Source organism: Desulfovibrio intestinalis, assembly GCF_014202345.1.
GTDB classification, from domain to species: domain Bacteria; phylum Desulfobacterota; class Desulfovibrionia; order Desulfovibrionales; family Desulfovibrionaceae; genus Desulfovibrio; species Desulfovibrio intestinalis.
This window is the reverse complement of record NZ_JACHGO010000006.1, coordinates 15071-35537: the sequence shown is the minus strand read 5'-3', so window position 1 is coordinate 35537 and position 20467 is coordinate 15071. Positions and strand designations below refer to the sequence as shown.

The window sequence follows — 20467 nt, the reverse complement described above, 5'->3', positions numbered from 1 at the left end:
CTCTGAAGTACTTCAACATGCCTGCATAGGGCAAAAATCAGCCTTCATTTCGTAGCAAGGCCCCGTACATTCCTTCAAGCCACGGGTGCGTGTGGCTCGTTTGCCATTGGCGAACAACTTTAATTTTACTATTTTTTTCGGTAAGATACTCTACTGCTTTTTCATTTTCAGCGGGGTTCAAAGTGCAGGTAATATAGGCAAGTTCCCTGCCGGGCTGCAGCATAGCCGCTAACCTGCACAGCATTGCACGTTGCAACACTTCAAGTTCAGCAAGATGTTGTGGTTCACGTCTGCGAATATCCGGCCTGCGCGCCAGTACGCCAAGGCCTGAACACGGCGCATCAACCAGAATATGCCCGTGCCATTGCCTCACTGGCGGTTGGGTGGCGTCAGCAATGCAAATGGCAGGCTGCGGCAGCTTCAGGGTCGCGCATTGAGCAGGCAAACCGCGCAACCTGCCCATAGAGCGGTCTGTACACAAGCCTACAGGCACGCCCCACTCCATAAGCGCCATACTCTTGCCGCCGTACCCCGCGCAGGCATCCCACACAGGCTCCCGCCACGCGTCGAGGCCAAGCTCGAGCAAGGCCACTTGCGAACCAGCCGACTGCCAGCTCAACGCCCCTTGCGACAACCAATGACGCAAGTCAAAGCCGAGAGCTTCTCGTGGCATTTGCCCTGCCGCAAAGGCAAGGCCCCATTGGCCTATTTTGACTGGGGCAGCATAATTGCCGTCCGGCAATGGCGCGCCCGGCGCAACACGTGGCGCAGCGCCCGTCGCAACACCAGACACAACGTAAGAGTCAGCAGGTTCTGCCGCACCACCAGAAGAATACTGACGCCCTTCCGAATTCGCACCTATAGCCGTTCCTGAGCCCGCGCGTGCGTCTTCTCCTGCACAGGGCTTACAATCCGCACCCTGCGCTTCGCGGGCAGGCAAATCTTTGACTGAAGCAGAAACCGCCGCATTTTCGGCAGCAAAAAAATCTGCACTACGGGCTAATGCGTCGTACAATTCTCGCGCCCTGGGATGCCCAGCGTTTATCCGCAATGCGGAATATGGCCGCTCAAAGGAGCGTTGCAGCAAAGCCACGGCTGCTTGCTCGCCATAGGCTTTTCGCCACATGTTTCCTATCCACAAGGGCACGGAATAAAAAAAACATTGAGCAGAAAAGCTCTGGCTGCTTGCATCGGATAGCTGCGTTTTACTCCCCTTGTTTTTCGCTGCATAAAAGGCCTGCTGCAAAGGCTGTTGCTCTGCGCGCTGCAAGGAGCGCAATGCGCCATTGGCAACACGCGACAGCCCTTGGCCAAAAAGCCGTCTGACCTGATCCACTGCTTCATTAATGACGGCATGAGCAGGAACTTTGTCCTGAAACATCAGGCCATACACGGCAATGGCAAGAATAAGCCGCATGGGCCGGGGCAAATCCTGCGGGCGGCGAAGTACCGTAGACAAAATGTAATCCAGACGAATCTCGGTGCGCAGGCAACCGTACACAAGCTCTGTGCAAAGCGCCCGGTCTTGAGCAGACAAGCCTGCCTGCCCCGCCGTATCTTTTGAAGACGATTCACGCTTGCTCTCTGCCCTAGCATCCAGCACAGACGCCAAAGCCTGCTGTGCGCTTTGCCCCTGATCTGTCAGCAGCAAGGCGCGCAGGGCTGCCGTGCGTCCATTGAAAGGCAAACCACGTAATTGAAAATCCCGCTGCTTGAACGCCTTGCTCATGCTCTGCCCTTTTCGTCTTTGTGCCCTGTAATGTCAGACATCTTTTCCAGCGATGCATGCCGCACGGGCAGGCTCTCGATCATGCCAAGGAATAGCTGAATCACATCTTCAAGCGCGTCCATAGGAACAAGGGTGTCGAGGCACGGCCCGTTGGGGCGCATGTTCAGCACACCAAACACTGGCAGGGGATAACTGTCCTGTATACCGGAGGTGAGATCACGCTCGCAGGCAACGGCAATAATGCACGAAGGACGGCTCTGCACAACAATGCGCCGCGCAATGGTGCCGCCAGTGGCTATAGCAAACTTGATGCAGTACTTGTCGCGCAGGTCCAGCAGCGCGCCCACCGGGCACTGCCCGCAGCGCTGGCAATGGTCAGCGTTGTGCACGAGCCTGTGCGGGCACGATGAGCGCTGGACACAGTGCGGCAAAAGCAGCAGCAGTTGATGAGGCTGCACAACCTTGCGGCGCGAAAGCACCATCTCGTTGTTCACCTTGATAAAGCTTCGCCGTACCTTGCTGCGGTCAATGCCAACGAATTTGGCCAGAAGCTCCATAAGCGGAAAAAAAAGACGGATGGTCACATGGCGCACACTGCGCGCGCCGGGCAGTGCCTTGCCAGTATAGATATGAAACACCAGCATAAGGCAAAGCCACATAAGCGCAGCAATGCATGCCAGCCCGACGACCATACTCAGATGTTCCAGCCAGACCACGCCATTTAGGGCGTCCGACCAAGGCAATATTAGAAATACAGTCAGACCCAGACAAAGTACCAGACACGATGCCAGCATAAGCCCGATGAAGATGCGCTTACGCGCCCCACCGTACTGCTCTGGCGGAAGAGAAAAGGGAGATTTACGCAGTTTCATGAAACCTCATGAGATCACGGCGGGAGAAAAATGCAAATATCTGCCATGGCCAGGGGCAAAAAAGGCGCATAGCCAATTTTACGCTTCACGCGGCGTCTGCGCAACAAAAGCCGTCAGTCCTTACGATGATCCAAAAAAGAGAAAAAACAAGCCCAAAACAGCCCAAAATCCGACAGTATATGTAGACCGTACCAAGCCGTCAGCAGTTCGAGGTATGCCAAACCAGAGCAGATTGCCTTTGCTACAATTGCTACAATGAATGACTGAAGCAGCAGCTCTGAGAACCCCACATCAGGTCAGGAAACTCCCTGCAAGGATGTAAACTGGAAGGTGTGTTTCAAGATAGGGCGTGAGACAGGAAATACTTCAATGGGCTTCCTGCCCCACAAAAATTTCAGGCCAAAATATTCTATGCAGAAATTTCAGGCTGCCGGGCAGTGCCACAAAATCCCTCAGGCAGATTTTTCAACCCGCCGTTGAGCAGGTCACGCACAGGCATATCCTTACGGCCCTCGGGGCGCACCAGGCCAAACATATACCAGCGGTCAGAACAGGCCACGCCAAGTCCGTTACTGTCGTGACGCACGGTGCCGGGCTTTTCACCCGCAGTGGACTCGCCAATTGTTCCAGGTGAAACAATGAGGGGCAAAATTTGCGTGGTAAAGCCGGCGGCGGCATCAAGATGCAGCACCGTACGCGCACCGGGCTTTGGTGTAACACCACGAATTTGTGCATGAACCTGGGCGGCGCTGAGCGTCCAGTCCACAAAACCGTCTTGCTTGCCGATTTTGGCGGCGTGGGTGGAAAGGTTTTCGTCCTGCTCCACCGCCACTGCCCTGCCCTCAAGGATATCGTCCAGCACTTTCTCCAGCAGGTCTGCGCCCATTTCAGCCAGAGCGTCGTGCAACGTGCCAGAGGTGTGCTCGCCAATGAGCGTATCGCTCATAGCGTAGACAGGCCCGGCATCAAGCCTGCTGCCGATCTGCATAATGGATATGCCAGCCCGCGATTCAGGCTGCCAGCCTTCCATAACCGCCCGCTGAATGGGCGCTGCCCCGCGCAAGCGCGGCAGTATGGAAGCGTGCACGTTGATGGCCCCAAAACGCGGCATGGCAAGCACTGCGTCGGGTAAAATCAGGCCATAGGCGGCCACGGCCAGCACGTCAGCCTTCAGGGCCGCCAGTTCGGCTTGCGCCTCGGCACCCTTGAGACTGGCTGGCTGATATACGGGAATACCCAGTTCCAGCGCCAGCTTTTTTACAGCAGACATAGCCAGCTTGTGCCCGCGCCCAGCCGGGCGGTCGGGCTGCGTATAAACAGCTACAATGTCCGCACGCGGCCAAGCCGCCAGCTTTTTCAAACTGGCGGCTGCAAAGTCCGGCGTACCCATAAAGACTATTCGGCAGTCTTTTTCTTGAGCCATTTTTTTACCTTGCTGTCATACAGGCTGCGCCTCAGACGGCTGATTTTGTCGATAAACAGAATACCGTCCAGGTGATCGAACTCATGCTGCATGACAATGGCGGGAAACTCTTCCAGATCTTCTTCAATGACATTGCCGTCCAGATCCTGGGCCTTCAGATGAACCTTGCTCATGCGCTTTACGTCTGCACGGTAGTTCATTGGCACAGAAAGGCAGCCCTCCTGCTCGCTCACAACTTCCTCGCCAGAAAGTGTCAGCACAGGATTAATGAGCACACGCGGGTTTCTTTCATCCTTCTGTGATGAAGGGTCCATAACCAGCATGCGGATATTGCGGCCCACCTGCGGGGCGGCAAGCCCCACGCCGGGCGCTTCATACATGGTTTCGAGCATGTCGGCAGCGAACTGGCGGATTTCGTCCGTCACTTCACCCACAGGCTCGCACACCTCTTTGAGGCGCGGATCAGGATAGGTAACAATATCAAGAATCATGTCTTTTCCTTGAGTCCCGGCGGGAACCGAGACTGGCATTCGTTAGAGTATTTAAATTTTGAAAAATATTAAATGCTCTAACGCTGCACCAGAGTGCAGCGCGCCGCCACGCGGCGTAAAGTCTGCCGAAAGGCACGCCTTTCGGCAGACTGACAACGTATAAATGTTTAGCATTTCAAAGCTTATCAGCTTTAGTCAGCCTTTGTCTCTTCACCGGGTTTGTCGGTCTTGGGCTTATCACCCGGCTGCTCGCGCAGGCGCAGGCCCAGTTCACGCAACTGCTTGGCTGCCACGGGCGCGGGGGCGTCCGTCATAAGGCAGGTAGCTTTTTGCGTTTTTGGGAAGGCAATAACGTCACGGATGCTGCTTGCGCCTGCTAACAACATGATAAGGCGGTCAAGGCCGAAGGCAAGGCCGCCATGCGGCGGAGCGCCCTGCTCCAGAGCCTGAATAAGAAAGCCAAACTGGCTTTCGGCCTGCTCGGGCGTAAAGCCGAGGGCTTCAAACATGCGGCGTTGCACTTCACCGGAATGAATACGGATGGAACCGCCGCCCACTTCACTGCCGTTGAGCACCATATCATAGGCGCGGGCACGGGCCTTGGCCGGATCAGTGGTCATCAGTTCCATATGACCCGGGGCCGGAGCCGTGAAGGGATGGTGGCAGGCCACGTAGCGCTTTTCCTCGTCATTGTATTCAAACAGAGGAAAGTCCGTGACCCAGAGGAAATTGAAGCTGTCTTCAGGGATAAGCTTGAGGTGGTGGGCCAGGTGCACGCGCAGGTTGCCCAGCGCAGCATTGACCATGCCGGGGTCGCCAGCCTGGAAGAAGACGATGTCGCCCACCTTGAGGTCCAGAGCTTCGGCAATGCCCTTGCGTTCCTCGTCAGAAAGGAACTTGGCAATGGGCGACTGCCATTCGTCGGCCTTGATCTTGATCCAGGCCAGACCCTGAGCGCCGTAGATTTTCACAAATTCGGTAAAGGCGTCGATTTCCTTGCGGGTCATGCCTTCGCCGCCGGGAACCTTCATACCCTTGACCAGGGGCGCGGTGGCAAACAGCTTGAAGCCGGAGCCACGCACGATCTCGGTGATATTAACCAGTTCAAGGCCAAAGCGGGTGTCGGGCTTGTCCACGCCGTAGCGGGCCATTGCTTCGTCCCAGGGCATGCGCGGGAAGGGCAAAGCGATTTCCTTGCCCATCACGTCCTTGAACACGCGGGCCATAAGACCTTCAGCCATGCCCATGACGGTTTCTTCGTCCGCAAAGCTCATTTCGATGTCCACCTGAGTGAACTCGGGCTGGCGGTCGGCGCGCAGGTCTTCGTCACGGAAGCAGCGCACGATCTGGAAATAGCGGTCCATACCAGCTACCATAAGCAGCTGCTTGAAGAGCTGGGGCGACTGCGGCAGGGCGTAGAATTCGCCGGAATTCAGGCGGCTGGGCACCAGAAAGTCACGAGCGCCTTCGGGCGTGGACTTGGTGAGGATGGGGGTTTCCACCTCAACAAAATTGCCCTCGTCAAGATAGCGGCGCACGCACTGGGCCACTTTATGGCGCAAACGCAGATTGGCCTGCATGCGCGGGCGGCGCAGATCAAGGTAACGCCAGGCCAGACGCAGGTTTTCACCGGCATCGCAACGGTCTTCAATGGCGAAAGGCGGCGTTTTGGAAGTATTAAGCAGCTTCCATTCCGTTGCCACCACTTCAATCTGGCCCGTCACCATATTGGAATTAATCATACCCTCGGGGCGCGGACGCACCTTGCCCTTGATGGCAAGCACATATTCAGAACGCAGAATGTGCGCGTTCTCATGCGCGCTGGGAGCCGCATCAGGGCTGAAGACCACCTGGGTAAGGCCCATACGGTCGCGCAGGTCCACAAAGATGAGCCCGCCGTGGTCACGACGGTATTGCACCCAGCCCATAAGGCAGACTTCCTGCCCGTCATTGGCAAGCGTCAATTCGCCGCAGCTGTGGCTGCGATGCCACTGGCCAAGGTCGGCGATATACTTCTGATGCTCCTGCTGCACGTCCTGGCCCTGTGCGGGCGTCTGCTCGGCCATCTGGCTTTCTTCAGTCATGTTAGTTGGTTCCCGTTTGCAAAAAGTGTAGTGCCCCGGACTGCGGCACGGCTGTCTGCTCTCCGCTTTCCAGATTTTTTATAACCACAGTGTTCTGAGCCGCTTCATCCGGCCCAATGATAAGGCAATAGCGCGCGCCAGACTTGCCCGCCTGACGCATAAGGCTTTTAAAGCCGCCTTCGCTGAAATTCATTTCACCCTTGAGGCCCGCGCCGCGCAGGCTCTGCGCCAAGGCATAGCCCTGCGCCTTGCTTTGCGCGTCCATACCCACAAGGTAAAAGTCCGCCGGGTTCGCGTCACCTTCTCCCATCATGAGGGCCAGACGCTCCATACCGGCAGCAAATCCCACACCGGGGGTGTCGGGGCCGCCAAGGCTCTTTACAAGGCCGTCATAACGGCCCCCGCCTGCCACAGCCGCCTGCGCGCCAATACTGCCGCTCACAACCTCAAAGGTGGTACGGCAATAGTAATCAAGCCCGCGCACCAGCCTGTGATCCAGCTCATAGGGCAGCTTTTCAGCGCCAAGCAGGTCGAGCACCGTGTCAAAGTGGGCGCGGCAGTCCGGGCAGTTATAGTCAAGCAGCTTGGGAGCCGCATCCGTAATGGCGCGGCAGCCGGGCTGCTTGCAGTCCAGCACGCGCAGGGGGTTGGTATTCACCCTGCGGGCGCAGTCCGGGCAAAGAGCGGCGCTGTCTACAGTTTGCAGATAGGCCAGCAGCGCTTCCTTGAATTTGGGACGGCATTCACTGCACCCAAGGGAATTGACCTTGAGGGTCAGGTCAGTGAGGCCCAGGGCATCAAGAAACCGCAGCAGCATGCTGATGAGATCAGCGTCAGCATAAGGGCTGTGCGAACCGAGACATTCGCAGTTGATCTGGTGGAACTGCCGCATGCGGCCCTTCTGCGGGCGCTCGTACCGGAACATGGGCCCGGTGGTGAAAAGGCGGCTTACAGGTTCCCTGTTGGCAAGGCCGCTTTCAATATAGGCCCGCATGACGCCCGCCGTGGCTTCTGGCCGCAGCGTCAGCGACCTGCTCTTGCGGTCGGGAAACGTGTACATTTCTTTCTGCACCACGTCGGTTTCTTCACCGATGGAGCGCTGGAAAAGCTCTGTAAATTCCACAATGGGTGTGCGCAGTTCCACAAATCCGTAGCGGCTGAAAACAGCGCGCGCCGTATTTTCGATACGGGTGAATACTTCGCTGTCCGGCGGAAACATATCCGCGAAACCCTTGATGCGTGCGATGCTCATGTCTTCCTCAATGGGGGCCCGGTAACGGGCGCTTTTTCGGCCTCCTGGCCGGGGGCCAGAAATTAGCGTGAACCGCAGGAGCCTTCAAGCTTAAACTTGCCGCCACAGTCGTCACAAGGCACGGGATAGTTCCCGGTAAAGCAGGCCATGCAGTAATTCTGCGGCTGCGATACGGAGCCAAGCAAGCCCTCAATACTAAGGTAATGCAGCGAATCCACATCCAGCTTGCGCGTTATTTCCGCCAGATTGTGCTGGGCGGCGATGAGTTCGCCACGCGATGAAAAATCAATGCCGTAATAGCAGGGAGAAATAACCGGCGGCGAAGAAATGCGGATATGCACTTCCTTGGCGCCCAGTTCGCGCAGCTTTTTCACGCGGGTCGTCATAGTGGTGCCGCGCACGATACTGTCGTCAATAATGCAGATACGCTTGCCTTCGATCATCTCGCGCACGGGATTGATCTTCACGCGCACGCCAAAGCTGCGCATGCTCTGCGAAGGCTGAATAAAGGTACGCCCCACATAGTGGTTTCGTATCATTGCATGCTCATAGGGCAGGCCCGAGCCTTGCGCGAAACCCAGGGCGGGATAAATGCCCGAGTCGGGAAAAGGCATGACAAAATCCACGTCAGGCGTTGATTCCCTGGCCAGATTGCAGCCCATTTTTTTGCGGCACAGGTAGACCTGCTCGTCAAAAATATAAGAGTCGGGTCTGGCAAAATAGACCAGTTCAAAAATACACTGGGCCGGTTTTTCCGGCATGGGGCCAATGAGCGTGTCGCTGCTGACGTTGTTGCCTTCAACAATGACCACTTCGCCCGGCGCGACCGAACGGATAAATTCCGCCTCAAGCAAGTCGAACGCACAGGTTTCGGAAGCAAAAACGGTGCTGCCGTTCATGCGGCCCAAAGCCAGGGGATGAAAGCCGTGGGGATCGCGCACAGCCACCATAATGCCGTCCATCATGACCAGCAGGCAGTATGCGCCGCGTACACGGTAGCAGGCTTCCTTGACGGCTCCTGGCAAATCGTTGTGGCGCAGGGCGCGCACCAGCAGATGCATGAACACTTCCGTGTCATTGCTGGTGGAAAAAATAGCCCCTTCGTTTTCCAGATCTTCGCGCAGTTGCCCGGCATTGACCAGGTTGCCGTTATGGGCCAGCGCTATGGATCTGCCCTTGTAATTGGTCAGAAAAGGCTGGGCATTGCTGGCGGAAGAACTGCCCGTAGTGGAATAGCGCACATGCCCGATAGCGTTGCGGCCTGTGAGTTTTTGCAGGCTGGCTTCGGTAAAGACGTCGGGCACAAGGCCCATGCCCTTGTGCTCGTGTACGCCGTCAGTGCCAAAGGTGACGATACCCGCGCTTTCCTGCCCCCGGTGCTGCTGGGCGTAAAGACCGAAGTAGGCCAGACGGGCAGCCTCGTCATGGTCATAAATGCCAAAAACACCGCATTCGTGCTTAATCATAAGCCTTACTTCTTCAGTTTTTTGCGCAGATGCGCAATGCGATTGTCGATGACCGACGGATTGGGGTATGCGTCGCGCGCCAATTCAAATTGTTTCAATGCTTCACTGCTCTTGCCCAGTTGTTCAAGAGCGTCCGCCATCAGATACCCGGCCATGCCCCGCACATTCTGATCGGGGTCGCTGTCCAGCATCTGTTGCGAAAGATCGGCCACATCCTGCCAGCGTTCCCTGGCCATATTCTGATCCGCCAGATCATACATACACATGATCTTATCGTGGTCTGGCAGTGGCAAAGCCAGACAAAACTGCAACGTATCCTCGCCAGCGTCAAAACGGCGCAAACTGAACTGCATGGCCGCCAGACGCCTGTACCCTTCAAGCACCTGCTGCGCGCTGAGCCCGCCCAGGCCTATATAGGCGTTCCAGATATCCACTGCGCGCTCATAGCGGTGCAGGCTTTCATTCACTTCAGCCATGCGTTGCAGGATGACGGCGCTGCGGGCATCGTCATCCATGTATTCTTCAAGCATGGTTTCAAGATATTCAAGGCTTGCACGGGGTTCCTGCCCTGCGGCATTGACCACCACAAGCAACTGCTGCCAGGCTTCCCACCTGCTGTCGGCGTCCTGACTGTCCTGCGCCTCACGCAGATAACGCTCAAGCAGCCTTTCGGCAAGGGACCACTGACGCTGCGAAACGGCTTCCCGCGCCTGCGAAAGGTCGTCACCCTTCAGGGCCGTGCTGTCGCACCCCGCAATCGCAAAACACAAACAACAGAGCATGCACAGGCCTATTCCACGCATGCGGGCCACTACGCTGGTCCAAGGCTTGCCATATGCCAGCCGCGCACACCATAAGCTTGCGGGCGACCAGGGGGGCACAGCCGCCCCCCTGAAATCCTGTTTTTCAACAATGAAAAACATTATGCAAGCCTTTATCAGGCGTCGTTCTGCTGTTCGTCATCTTCTGGTTCGTCATTCTGTGCCGGCTGGGCATCAGCCGGAGCTGCAACCGCAGGAGCTTCGCCCCCCTCAACGGCCTCATCAGACATGATTTCGTCCAGTTCTTCATTCACATAACGGCCTGTCTGGCCGCCTTCGTCCACGCGGTCAAAGCCCACAACGTGGCCGCCTTCGTCCAGACGCACCAGCATGACGCCCATAGTGGCGCGGCCCTTGGTGCGCACTTCGTCCACACTGATGCGCACGATCTTGTTGGCTGAAGTCAGCAGGATAAGGCCGTCATTGTCGCGCACAGGCATGGCCCCAACCACAGGCCCGGTTTTGCCCGTGACCTTGAAGTTGATAATGCCCTTGCCGCCGCGCGATTGCAGGCGATAAAGCTCGACACTGGTGCGCTTGCCGTAGCCGTTGGCCGAAATGGACATAATTTCCGTGGTCTGGTCCGTTTCCTTCATGATAACGCCAGCAACCACGAAGTCCTGCCTGCGCAGGGCAATGCCCTTGACGCCCGTGGCCACGCGGCCCATAGGCCGCACATCCCGGCAGGAGAAGCGGATGGCTATGCCGTCTGCCGTGGCCAGCACTATATGGCTGTCTTCACGGATGGGACGCACCACCACCAGCTCGTCGTCTTCACGCAGGCCCACGGCCATGAGGCCAGTCTTGCGGCAACGCGCATAGAGCGAAGCCGAGGAACGCTTGACCATGCCGCGCTTGGTGACGAAGAGGAAATACTTGTCTTCGGCAAATTCGCGCAGGGCCAGCACGGTGGTGACCCACTCGTTATCCTCAAGCGGCAACAGGTTGTTGATGTGCACGCCCTTGGCCGTACGGCTGCCCTCCGGCACCTGATGCACCTTGAGCTGGTGCATGCGCCCCTTGTTGGTGAAGAGGCAGAGGTACTGGTGGTTGGTTGTGCTCAAAAATTCCTGCACATAGTCGTCGTCAGAAGTGTGCAGGGCCGCGATGCCCTTGCCGCCGCGCTTCTGCTGCTGATAGTTTTCAAGCCCGGTGCGCTTCATGTAGCCACGGCGCGACAGGGTGATGACCACTTCTTCGTCAGGAATGAGGTCTTCAATATCTATATCCGTAAGAGCTTCGCGCAAGACCTCGGTACGGCGGGGCGTTGCAAAAGTTTCGCGGATCTCGCTGACTTCTCGTCTGAGCTCGTTGCGCAGCACCTCAGAATTTTCCAGAATGGAGCGGTAGAATTCGATCTTTTGCAGCAGGTCCTTGTATTCGGCCATAAGTTCTTCGCGCTGCAAGCCCGTAAGGCGCTGCAGGCGCATTTCAAGAATGGCCTTGGCCTGAATTTCAGTGAATTCAAAGCGCTTCATAAGGGCGTTGCGGGCTTCTTCCGGGTTCGCGGACGCACGGATAAGAGCCACAACTTCGTCAATATTGTCGATGGCAACGCGCAGGCCTTCAAGAATGTGGGCGCGGGCCTCGGCCTTTTCAAGATCATAGCGCGTGCGGCGAATGACCACTTCACGCCTGTGATCCACAAAGCAGGTCAGGGCTGTCTTGAGGTTCAGCAGCTGCGGGCGGTTGTCCACCACGGCCAGCATGTTGATGCCAAAACTGGTTTCCAGCGGCGTGAACTTGTACAAGCCGTTGATGACGATATCAGGAATGGTGCCGCGCTTGAGGTCGATAACCACGCGGATGCCCTTGCGGTCAGATTCGTCGCGCAGGTCGGTGATGCCGTCGATCTTGCGGTCGTTGACCAGAGCCGCGATTTTTTCCACCAGCGAAGACTTGTTGAGCCCGTAAGGAATTTCTCTGATAACAATGGATTGAAAGCCCTTCTTGCGCTCTTCAATTTCCATACGGCCGCGCACCTTAACGGTGCCGCGCCCGGTGTGGTAGGCGTCGTAAAGTCCCTTGCCAGCATAAACAAAACCGCTGGTGGGAAAGTCCGGGCCTTTCACATGTTCCATAAGATCGTCAACGCTGCACTGGGGATTGTCCAGCAGCACCTGCAGGGCATCGCACAGCTCGCCCAGGTTGTGGGGCGGAATATTGGTGGCCATACCAACAGCAATACCCGAGCTGCCGTTGACCAGCAGGTTGGGCACCTTGCTGGGCATAACCGTGGGTTCCTGCAAGGTATTGTCGTAGTTGGGCCTAAAATCTACGGTGTTCTTGTCCAGGTCGCCCAGAAATTCCTGAGCCAGCTTGGACATGCGCACTTCGGTGTAACGCATGGCCGCCGGGGCGTCGCCGTCGATGGAGCCAAAGTTGCCCTGCCCGTCCACCAGAGGATCGCGCATGGAAAATTCCTGCGCCATACGCACCAGGGCGTCATACACCGCCGAGTCGCCGTGGGGGTGATACTTACCGATAACGTCACCGACCACGCGGGCGGATTTTTTATGCGGGCGGTTGTAGTTGTTGGCAAGCTCGTACTGGGCGAACATGATGCGCCTGTGTACGGGCTTCAGGCCGTCACGCGCGTCGGGAATGGCGCGCCCGATGATGACCGAAAGGGAATACTCCAGGTACGACTTGCGGAGTTCTGTTTCTATGCTTATCTGCGGCTGCTGCATTTCTGCCACTGCGGGCCTCACTGCTTTTTTTGAGGGGTAGTTGGGTGACCGCCCCTGGCGGTCGGGGCATAACGCCCCGTAACCCCTTTTCAAATGTTACTTGCGAAAACACCCGGCTGACGGTCAATATTTTCGCATCACACAAAATAAATCTCTGCCGGAAGGCGTGAAAAAGAGGCGCCAGTACAACAGGGGCCTCCCCTCACAACGCATGCTTCCAGCATGCTATTCCATTAAATATCCAGATCGTGAACAGCAAGGGCGTTACGTTCAATAAACTCGCGGCGCGGCTCGACCCGGTCGCCCATAAGTTCCACAAACGCGTCCGAAGCCTCGTTGGCGTCTTCCACAGATACCTGCAAAAGAATGCGGTTCTCGGGGTTCATCGTTGTCACCCAGAGCTGTTCGGGGTTCATTTCACCCAGACCCTTGTAGCGCTGGATGTTGATGCCCCTGCGGGCTTCGTCCAGCACCATGCGGATAAGATCGGCAAGGCTTTCAGCGGGCACTTCGCCATCCTTGCGGCGAATGCTGAAATCAAGACCACCGCATTCTTCACGCAGGTCGGCAAAAAGCTGCCAGGTGATGCGGTACAGACGCGAGGCGAAGAATTCCATGCCGCGCCGGGTCTGATGGCCGCCGGTATTTTCAAATATGGCGAACATGCGCTCTTCGTCGTCTTCGCTCTTTTCGTGCTCAAGGGTCAGCATATAGCCGCGTTCGTTGAGCCAGTCGATGAGGCCAGTGTCCTGACGCTCCAGCATGGCCTGATCTATCTGCTCGGGATAGGTGCTCATGGCCAGGAAAAGGTCACGCGGAATACCGCTCATTTCAGCGTCGTTAAGACGCGCTTCAATGGTCTCCACGCGCTCCACAAGCCCGGTAAGGTTCGTGCCCGTGTATTCCTTGCCGTTGCTGGCCAGAATGGTCACGTCTTCGCTTACACGCGAAAGCAGAAAGGCATTGAGTTCCGCATCGTCCTTGATGAACTTTTCCATGCGCGAATTGTGCGCGCGGTACAACGGCGGCTGGGCAATGTAGACAAAGCCGCGCTCCACCATTTCCTGATACTGACGGAAAAAGAAGGTCAGCAGCAGCGTGCGGATGTGCGCTCCGTCCACGTCGGCGTCTGTCATGATGATGATCTTGTGATAACGCAGCTTGTCGAGGTCGGTGTCTTCCTCGCCAATGCCTGCGCCCATAGCCGTGATAAGGGCTTTTACTTCCTTGTTGGCCAGCATCTTGTCAAAACGGGTGCGCTCTGTATTCAGGATCTTGCCGCGCAGGGGCAAAATGGCCTGATTTTTTGGATTACGCCCCTGCTTGGCCGAACCGCCTGCCGAGTCACCTTCCACGATGAAAAGTTCGGATTCAACAGGATCCTTGCTCTGGCAGTCTGCCAGTTTACCCGGCAGGGAGTTGTCTGAAAGCGCGCCCTTGCGGCGCACCAGTTCCTTGGCGCGGCGGGCAGCGTCGCGGGCGCGGGCGGCGTCCACGGCCTTGTCGATAATAAGGCGGATGTCCTTGGGATTTTCTTCAAAATACACCGTAAGACGGTCATAAACAGAACCTGCCACAATACCCGCTATTTCGCTGTTGCCAAGCTTGGTCTTGGTCTGCCCTTCAAACTGCGGCTGGGGCAGTTTGACGCTGACAACCGCCGTAAGGCCTTCGCGAACGTCGTCACCAGACAGGCTGGTGTTTTTCATCTTTTTGACCAGGTCGGCCTGACCCTTGATGTAGCCGTTAATGGCGCGGGTAAGGGCCGTGCGGAAGCCCACAAGGTGGGTGCCGCCTTCCTTGGTGCGGATGTTGTTGGCGAAGGTAAGGATATTTTCCTTGTACCCGGCATTGTACTGAAGGGCAAAATCAACGGTGACGTTTTCAACAAAGCCTTCACCGAAAATGATGGGATGAATGCCCTGCTCGCCGGAATTGAGATCACCCACAAACTGGCGAATACCGCCTTCAGCATGAAAAACGTGGGTTTCGCCGATACGCTCGTCAATGCATTCGATGGTCAGGCCCTTGTTGAGATAGGCCAGCTCTTCAAAGCGTTTCTTGAGCGTATCGTATGAAAATTCAGAGACTTCAAAGATCTCTTCGTCCGGCTTGAAGCGCACTGTGGTGCCGTGGCCGTCAACGCCCTCACTGATAACAGTCAGTTCGTCCTGGGGAATGCCGCGTGAATAATGCTGGCGGTAACGTTTGCCGTCGCGGCGCACGGTTACTGTCAGTTCTTCAGAAAGGGCGTTAACGCAGGAAACGCCGACGCCGTGCAGGCCGCCAGATACCTTGTAGCTGGAATTGTCAAACTTGCCGCCGGCATGCAGCTTGGTCATGACCACCTGAACAGCAGGCACGCCTTCCTTGGGATGAATATCAACAGGAATGCCGCGGCCATCGTCGCGCACGGTAACGCTGTTGTCGGCGTGCAGAATGACGGTAACCCGCGAGCAGTAGCCAGCCATGGCTTCGTCAATGGAGTTGTCCACCACTTCGTAAACCAGGTGATGCAGGCCACGCGCGTCCGTGGAGCCAATGTACATGGCCGGGCGCTTGCGCACGGCAGAGAGCCCTTCCAGAATGGTAATGGAAGAGGCGTTGTAGCCGCCGTTACCGGGGGTTTGGGGAGCCATTAAACGTCTTCCTCGCTATAGTAGGTCGTTTCAGAAACCTTCATGGGCATGATAATAACCGTGTAGTCCGGGTCGTCCGCGCCGCGGATGCCGCAAGGGCCTTCCGCTCCGGTAAGCATCATATCTATTTTACTGGACACGAAATGGGACAGCACGTCCATAAGGCTGCGTGTGGGAAAGGCGATACGCTTGATATCGCCGCCATAGGTAACTTCAAGGCTTTCGTTGGCAGAGCCCACGTCCTGACCCTGAGCAGAAAGCAGAGCTTCGCTGGCGGAAAGGTCCATATAGGTGCAGCGGTCGCTTTCTGTATTAAAGATGAGTATGCGGCCCAGGGCTTCCATAGCTTCCTTGCGCTCAAGCGTCATAGGATGCATGTCGCCGCTGGCCAGCTTGCTCATGAATATATTGTAGTCCGGGTACTGGTGGGCGGCCCGGGGCAGGCTCAAGGTTTCGGCCTTGCCAAGGCTGCGGAGGTAAAGGCGCTTTTCAGTGATGTTCAGCTCAATTTCGTCCACGCCCAGCCATTTCTTGATGTCCTGAAGGTATTTCTTCTGGATGAGAATGCCTTCTTCAGGCAGGCGCTCGGCCAGTTCGTCGTGCGTAAAGGACACAAGAGCGAACTGGTGGCCGTTAAGACCGCAAACGTCTATACGTCCGTTGCCCTTGGGCTTCATGCACAGGCAGGCAATGGCATCCATCGCGTCGTCTTCGCTGATGCAGAAGGTCACCTTGTCCAGCAGGTCCTGAAGAAAGTCGCCAGACCAGGTTACGGTATTCTCGTCAGGAAAGGTGGAAAAATTCTGAAACCACTCTGCTCCGCTCACAGGAAGCTTGTAGGAACGACGGCCCTGCTCAATAAGCAGATTGCCCGAAGCTTCATCAAGAGAAAGATGCAGCACGCCAGAAGGCAGCTGACGCACCAGATCCACAAAGGCTCTGCCCTGTACGCCTATAAGGCCGGGTTGCGCCACTTCAGCCTGATAACGGCCAGTGAATTCAATGTTGGCGTCAGTGGACATGACGGAAAGCCCGCCCTCTTCAGCCTTGAGCCAGATAGAACGCAGATACTGCGCTCCTGCCTTGGCAGGAATAATGGCAACGGCCTTCAGCAGGCCTTCAATGATTTGTTCTTTATTAACAGTTAGTTTCATAAATTCTTTCCTTAACTATTATTAGCCCTGTTTCTTTGTTCGTAATTTATAAAACACTTTGTAAAAATTGAACTTTTTAGGGAACATTCCAACGTGCTTTTAGGGAACGTCAGTAACAACCGCCAAGCCTACTGGCTTTATCTGACGGTCAGGGTGTTTTCATTTCAAACTCTGTCACTAACTTCTGTACCCTTTTGTCACTAACTAGAAGTTTGTTAATCTTTTTAATGGCATGGATGACTGTACTATGGTCACGTCCGCCAAAAGCCCTGCCCAGTTCCGGGTAGGAAAGTCCCAGTTTCTGGCGGCATACATACATGGCTATTTGCCTTGCCAGCACAAGGTCTGGCCGCCGTTTGCCGCCGAGCACATCGTCAGGCTTGAGGTTGAGACCCTTCGCCACTTCGGTGATAATTTCTCTGCAGCCCGGCATTTTTTCAGCAACGCCAGTACGCACAATATTTTCAAGGTCGGTTTGGGTCAGATTAAGCCCTTTTACCGCGCAATATGCCCCCACCTTGAGAATAAGACCCTGCAAAAGGCGAAACTGCGAACAACGCTGTGCAAGAAAAAGCAGCTGTTCCCTTGTGAGGGGCAGGCGGCGTTCTTTGCACATGAGCTGCAGGTAACGCAAGCGCACATCCAGGTCAGGCTCCATCAATTCCACCACAAGGCCGCTCTCGAGCCGGGAACGCAGGCGTTCGTCCAGTGTTCTGAGAGCTTGTGGCTGCCCGGAACAGGCAAAAATCATACGCGGGGTGGCTCTTCCCTTCCTGTTATTGTGAAAAGCCATCGCGGCTGCCGCTGAAGCCGCATCCTGGCGGTCAAGCGACGGAGTATTCTCCTGCCTGCCGGGGCATGCGTCCATACAGGCCACAAGTTTGTTCTGCCAGCTGCTGTGGCCGGACATGTCCTGTATGTCATCCAGTACAAGCACGTCATAACGCTGCCAGAAAAGCTCGGGGCTTTTGGCCCAGGCAGTGTCGTCGGAAAAAAAGCGGACTGAATTGGTGCAGACCATACGCGCTGCATCCGTTGTGCGCGCCAGCATGGTTGCCATTGACTGTAAAAGAAGGCTTTTGCCAGTACCGCTTCGCCCGCAGACCAGAAAAGGATTGTAGGCCGTGGTATTGGTGTTTCCGGAAATTTCTTTGGCTGTAGCGAGAGGAAAGGTGTTTTTGCCGTTAAAAATAAATCCGGCAAAAGGATCGTTCTGCGGGCCCTCGTTTTCAGCGCTGCTCGAAAGGGAACTGCGGCTTGCGGGTATGACGGTTGCCACGTCCGGGGCGCTGGCAGAAGTGCGCTCGTAAATTATCTGCGGCGCCGGGCCTGCCTGCTGCTCATTAAAATGGCGGCTAATGGCTTCTTCAAAGGCGGCGCGTTTGTGCCTGCTGAACCAGGCCGCAAAATACATGTGCGGAAAAACCACTTTCAGGGTGTTTTCTTCCTGGCGCAGTGTAAGGCTGTCCAGCCAGGATGCTTCTCCTGTAATGGTCTGGTTTTCGACCAGTATATCCCGCAACTCGTTTTTAAGCATAGCTCTGTGGTTCAGTGTCCACTCAGGGGGTACCCTGTGGATAAAGACTTTTCCGCGGCCCTTCGCTGGCCCGTTTTTTTCGGCTTTCGCCGTACAGGAACAAGGGGTATTCATAACACAAAAGATGAACGCAAACAAGAGGTCCATCATGGCCTGCAAACAGCGATCCTTGTGGACAACTGTGGAAAACTGCACTGGTTTTGTGTGCGGGGACTGATTTAACCAGGAATGTGATTTGGTGTGTCTGGTTGTGGGAAAGTACATGCACGGGCAGGCAAATAATAAATATAAGATAATAATTATGATTATTGATATAATATAGGCAAAATAATTATCAAAAAGAGGATACTGCAGGGTCAAATTTGCAGAACTGGACAAGGCAGGTCCCCATGCGTATAAGCTTCTAATGGGGTTCACGATGAAAAGACTATGGTTGGTAGGGGTCTTGCTTTTGGCGGTGCTGGGCTTTGTTTTGGCGCGCCATACGGGGTTATTTGACATAACATCCGGCAGCAGCTCAGAGCAGCAGCAAACCACAGCGGCAAGGCCAGACACTACAGACAGCGCTGGCGAAAATTCCGCCAGTACGGGTACGTCCCAATCTTCCACTTCTGAAGCTGAAGGCTCCACTGCCACAGATTCTACATCCGCCGGTTCTTCCACTTCCGAAAATTCAGACGCTACTACAGATATTGCCGCAGATCATGTTGCAGGCCAAAGCACCGACGGCGCAGACGTTGCCAATGCTGACGCCGCTGCTGATGCTGCTGATGAAGGTGTTTCCCCAGGCGAAGCCGTTACCAAGGGAACCTTTGAAAAAGGCGATACTGTCAGCAAGGTTTTGGAAAACGCCGGAGGACAAGGGGTACTTCAGTACGTCAGTGCCGCGCGGCAGGTTTTTTCCATGCGGTCCTTCCGCGAAGGTCAGCCCTATATTGTCGTGACAGACAAGGAAACCGGGCAGGTAAAACGCTTTGAATACGAAATAGACAGCCGCCGCCGTCTTGTGGTTGAGGGCACGGAAAGCCCCGCCGCACGGGTAGAGCCCATTGAATATGTGGTCTTGCTGGCTTCTGTTGAAGGCACCATTAACGACAACCTTTTTCAGGCTGTGGCCGACATTGGCGAAAATCCGCAAATGGCGCTCAAGCTGGCAGATCTTTTTGGCTCTGAAGTGAACTTTATTCGCGATCTTCAGTCAGGCGACTCTTTTTCCGTCCTGGTGGAAAAACGCTACCGCGACAGCGAGTATAAGGGCTATGGCCGCATCTTGGCCGCCCACTTCACCAACAAGGGAAAAACCTACGAAGCCTATCTGTTTCGCGACGGCAGTCAAAGGGCTGAATATTATAACCGCAAAGGCGAAAACCTGCGTAAAACCTTGTTGCAGGCTCCTCTTGCCTTCACGCGCATAAGCTCGCGCTTTACAAACAGCCGTTTGCACCCCATATTAAATTATAGACGGGCACATCATGGCGTTGACTATGCCGCGCCAACAGGTACGCCCGTAAAGGCCGTAGGCGACGGCCTGGTTACGCAGCGCGGCTGGTCCGGAGGCTACGGAAACCAGATCATCGTCAAGCATGTGGCCGGGCTGGAATCCATGTATGCCCACCTTTCAGGGTATGCGCGGGGCTTGGCAACGGGTCAGCGTGTACGGCAGGGACAGGTCATAGGATTCGTGGGCAGCACTGGTTTGGCCACAGGGCCACATCTGGATTTCAGGCTGCGTCAGAACGGCAAGTTTATTGATCCCACCAAAGCCATCAACCCGCGTGGTGAGCCAGTTGCCCGCAAGGCGATGGCAGAGTTTGAAAAGATAATGGCTCTTGAGACGGCCTATCTCAAGGGTGAGAAAAACCTTTCCGAGTATGAGGTTGACAGTCTGGTGCCGGATGTGCCGGTTACCGCGCCTGAAAAGCCTGTGGAAAAGGAAAAAAAGAAACCCGCCCAGAAGGGTCGGCGCTGATATTGACGCCGCCCCCGCAAGGAGGGCTGTCATGATGTACTTTGAACCCATGTCCGGCTTGGCTGTGGTGGTTCAGAACACCCCGCCCGATACAACAGATGTTACTTCCTATGCGCCTTCTGTCATAATTGACGGAACAGCTGCTGCGGATCAGCTTTTGTCGGAGGAAAGCGCCCAGTCTTTCATGCAGACGCAATTCAGAATGGCGACAGCCAACATGCTTGGGCTGGGAGCCGTTACCAGCGGCTGGGCCTGATTTTTTATAAAAAACCTAATGTTACGAACTTGCCGTAGTTTTCAGCCTGAAAAGGTTGATGATTACGGCAAGTTTTTTGTTCTG

Annotated in this window: 14 protein-coding genes; 2 read left to right on the top strand and 12 right to left on the bottom strand. The window is 55.7% G+C overall.

Going from position 1 to position 20467, the window contains the following annotated elements:
• Positions 1–37: 37 nt before the first annotated feature.
• The 12 genes from HNQ38_RS10130 to HNQ38_RS10075 all read right to left on the bottom strand — a co-directional run bounded on the left by HNQ38_RS10130 (position 38) and on the right by HNQ38_RS10075 (position 18158).
• Positions 38–1729, bottom strand: a complete 1692-nt coding sequence (locus HNQ38_RS10130) for a transcription antitermination factor NusB (RefSeq protein WP_183720210.1) — start codon at positions 1727–1729, stop codon at positions 38–40.
• Positions 1726–2601, bottom strand: coding sequence for a DUF116 domain-containing protein (locus HNQ38_RS10125; RefSeq protein ID WP_183720207.1), 876 nt, complete (start codon positions 2599–2601; stop codon positions 1726–1728). Before HNQ38_RS10125 ends, HNQ38_RS10130 begins: the two co-directional genes overlap by 4 nt.
• Before the next feature lie 409 nt (positions 2602–3010).
• Positions 3011–4024: a methionyl-tRNA formyltransferase gene (fmt, locus tag HNQ38_RS10120; protein ID WP_183720204.1), complete on the bottom strand. Its 1014-nt coding sequence runs from the start codon at positions 4022–4024 to the stop codon at positions 3011–3013.
• The gene (gene def, locus HNQ38_RS10115) at positions 3997–4515 is read right to left on the bottom strand and encodes a peptide deformylase (protein ID WP_183720201.1); all 519 of its coding nucleotides are present in this window, start codon (positions 4513–4515) and stop codon (positions 3997–3999) included. The genes fmt and def overlap by 28 nt, the downstream gene beginning before the upstream one ends.
• A 191-nt stretch (positions 4516–4706) precedes the next feature.
• Positions 4707–6581, bottom strand: a complete 1875-nt coding sequence (aspS, locus tag HNQ38_RS10110; RefSeq protein ID WP_183720789.1) for an aspartate--tRNA ligase — start codon at positions 6579–6581, stop codon at positions 4707–4709.
• A gap of 19 nt (positions 6582–6600) precedes the next feature.
• Positions 6601–7851 carry a histidine--tRNA ligase gene (hisS, locus tag HNQ38_RS10105; protein WP_183720198.1) on the bottom strand — a complete coding sequence of 417 codons (1251 nt, stop codon included), beginning with the start codon at positions 7849–7851 and terminating at the stop codon, positions 6601–6603.
• Positions 7852–7913: 62 nt separating this feature from the next.
• Positions 7914–9317, bottom strand: a complete 1404-nt coding sequence (gene purF / locus HNQ38_RS10100; RefSeq protein ID WP_183720195.1) for an amidophosphoribosyltransferase — start codon at positions 9315–9317, stop codon at positions 7914–7916.
• A gap of 5 nt (positions 9318–9322) precedes the next feature.
• Entirely contained in the window at positions 9323–10240 is a 918-nt protein-coding gene (locus HNQ38_RS10095; RefSeq protein WP_183720192.1) for a tetratricopeptide repeat protein, read from the bottom strand.
• 14 nt (positions 10241–10254) lie between these two features.
• Complete coding sequence (gene gyrA, locus HNQ38_RS10090; protein ID WP_183720787.1) at positions 10255–12828, bottom strand: DNA gyrase subunit A; 2574 nt, start codon at positions 12826–12828, stop codon at positions 10255–10257.
• A gap of 233 nt (positions 12829–13061) precedes the next feature.
• Complete coding sequence (gyrB, locus tag HNQ38_RS10085; RefSeq protein ID WP_183720189.1) at positions 13062–15467, bottom strand: DNA topoisomerase (ATP-hydrolyzing) subunit B; 2406 nt, start codon at positions 15465–15467, stop codon at positions 13062–13064.
• Complete coding sequence (gene dnaN / locus HNQ38_RS10080; protein ID WP_183720186.1) at positions 15467–16621, bottom strand: DNA polymerase III subunit beta; 1155 nt, start codon at positions 16619–16621, stop codon at positions 15467–15469. Before dnaN ends, gyrB begins: the two co-directional genes overlap by 1 nt.
• Before the next feature lie 148 nt (positions 16622–16769).
• Positions 16770–18158 (bottom strand): helix-turn-helix domain-containing protein, encoded by a 1389-nt coding sequence (locus HNQ38_RS10075; protein WP_183720183.1) that lies wholly within the window; start codon positions 18156–18158, stop codon positions 16770–16772.
• A gap of 418 nt (positions 18159–18576) precedes the next feature.
• On the opposite strand from HNQ38_RS10075, the gene HNQ38_RS10070 reads away from it, so the two are divergent.
• Together HNQ38_RS10070 and HNQ38_RS10065 are read left to right on the top strand one after the other, a co-directional pair.
• Entirely contained in the window at positions 18577–20127 is a 1551-nt protein-coding gene (locus tag HNQ38_RS10070; RefSeq protein WP_183720180.1) for a M23 family metallopeptidase, read from the top strand.
• A 31-nt stretch (positions 20128–20158) separates the two neighbouring features.
• Positions 20159–20383, top strand: a complete 225-nt coding sequence (locus HNQ38_RS10065) for a hypothetical protein (RefSeq protein WP_183720177.1) — start codon at positions 20159–20161, stop codon at positions 20381–20383.
• The last annotated feature ends 84 nt before the right edge of the window (positions 20384–20467 follow it).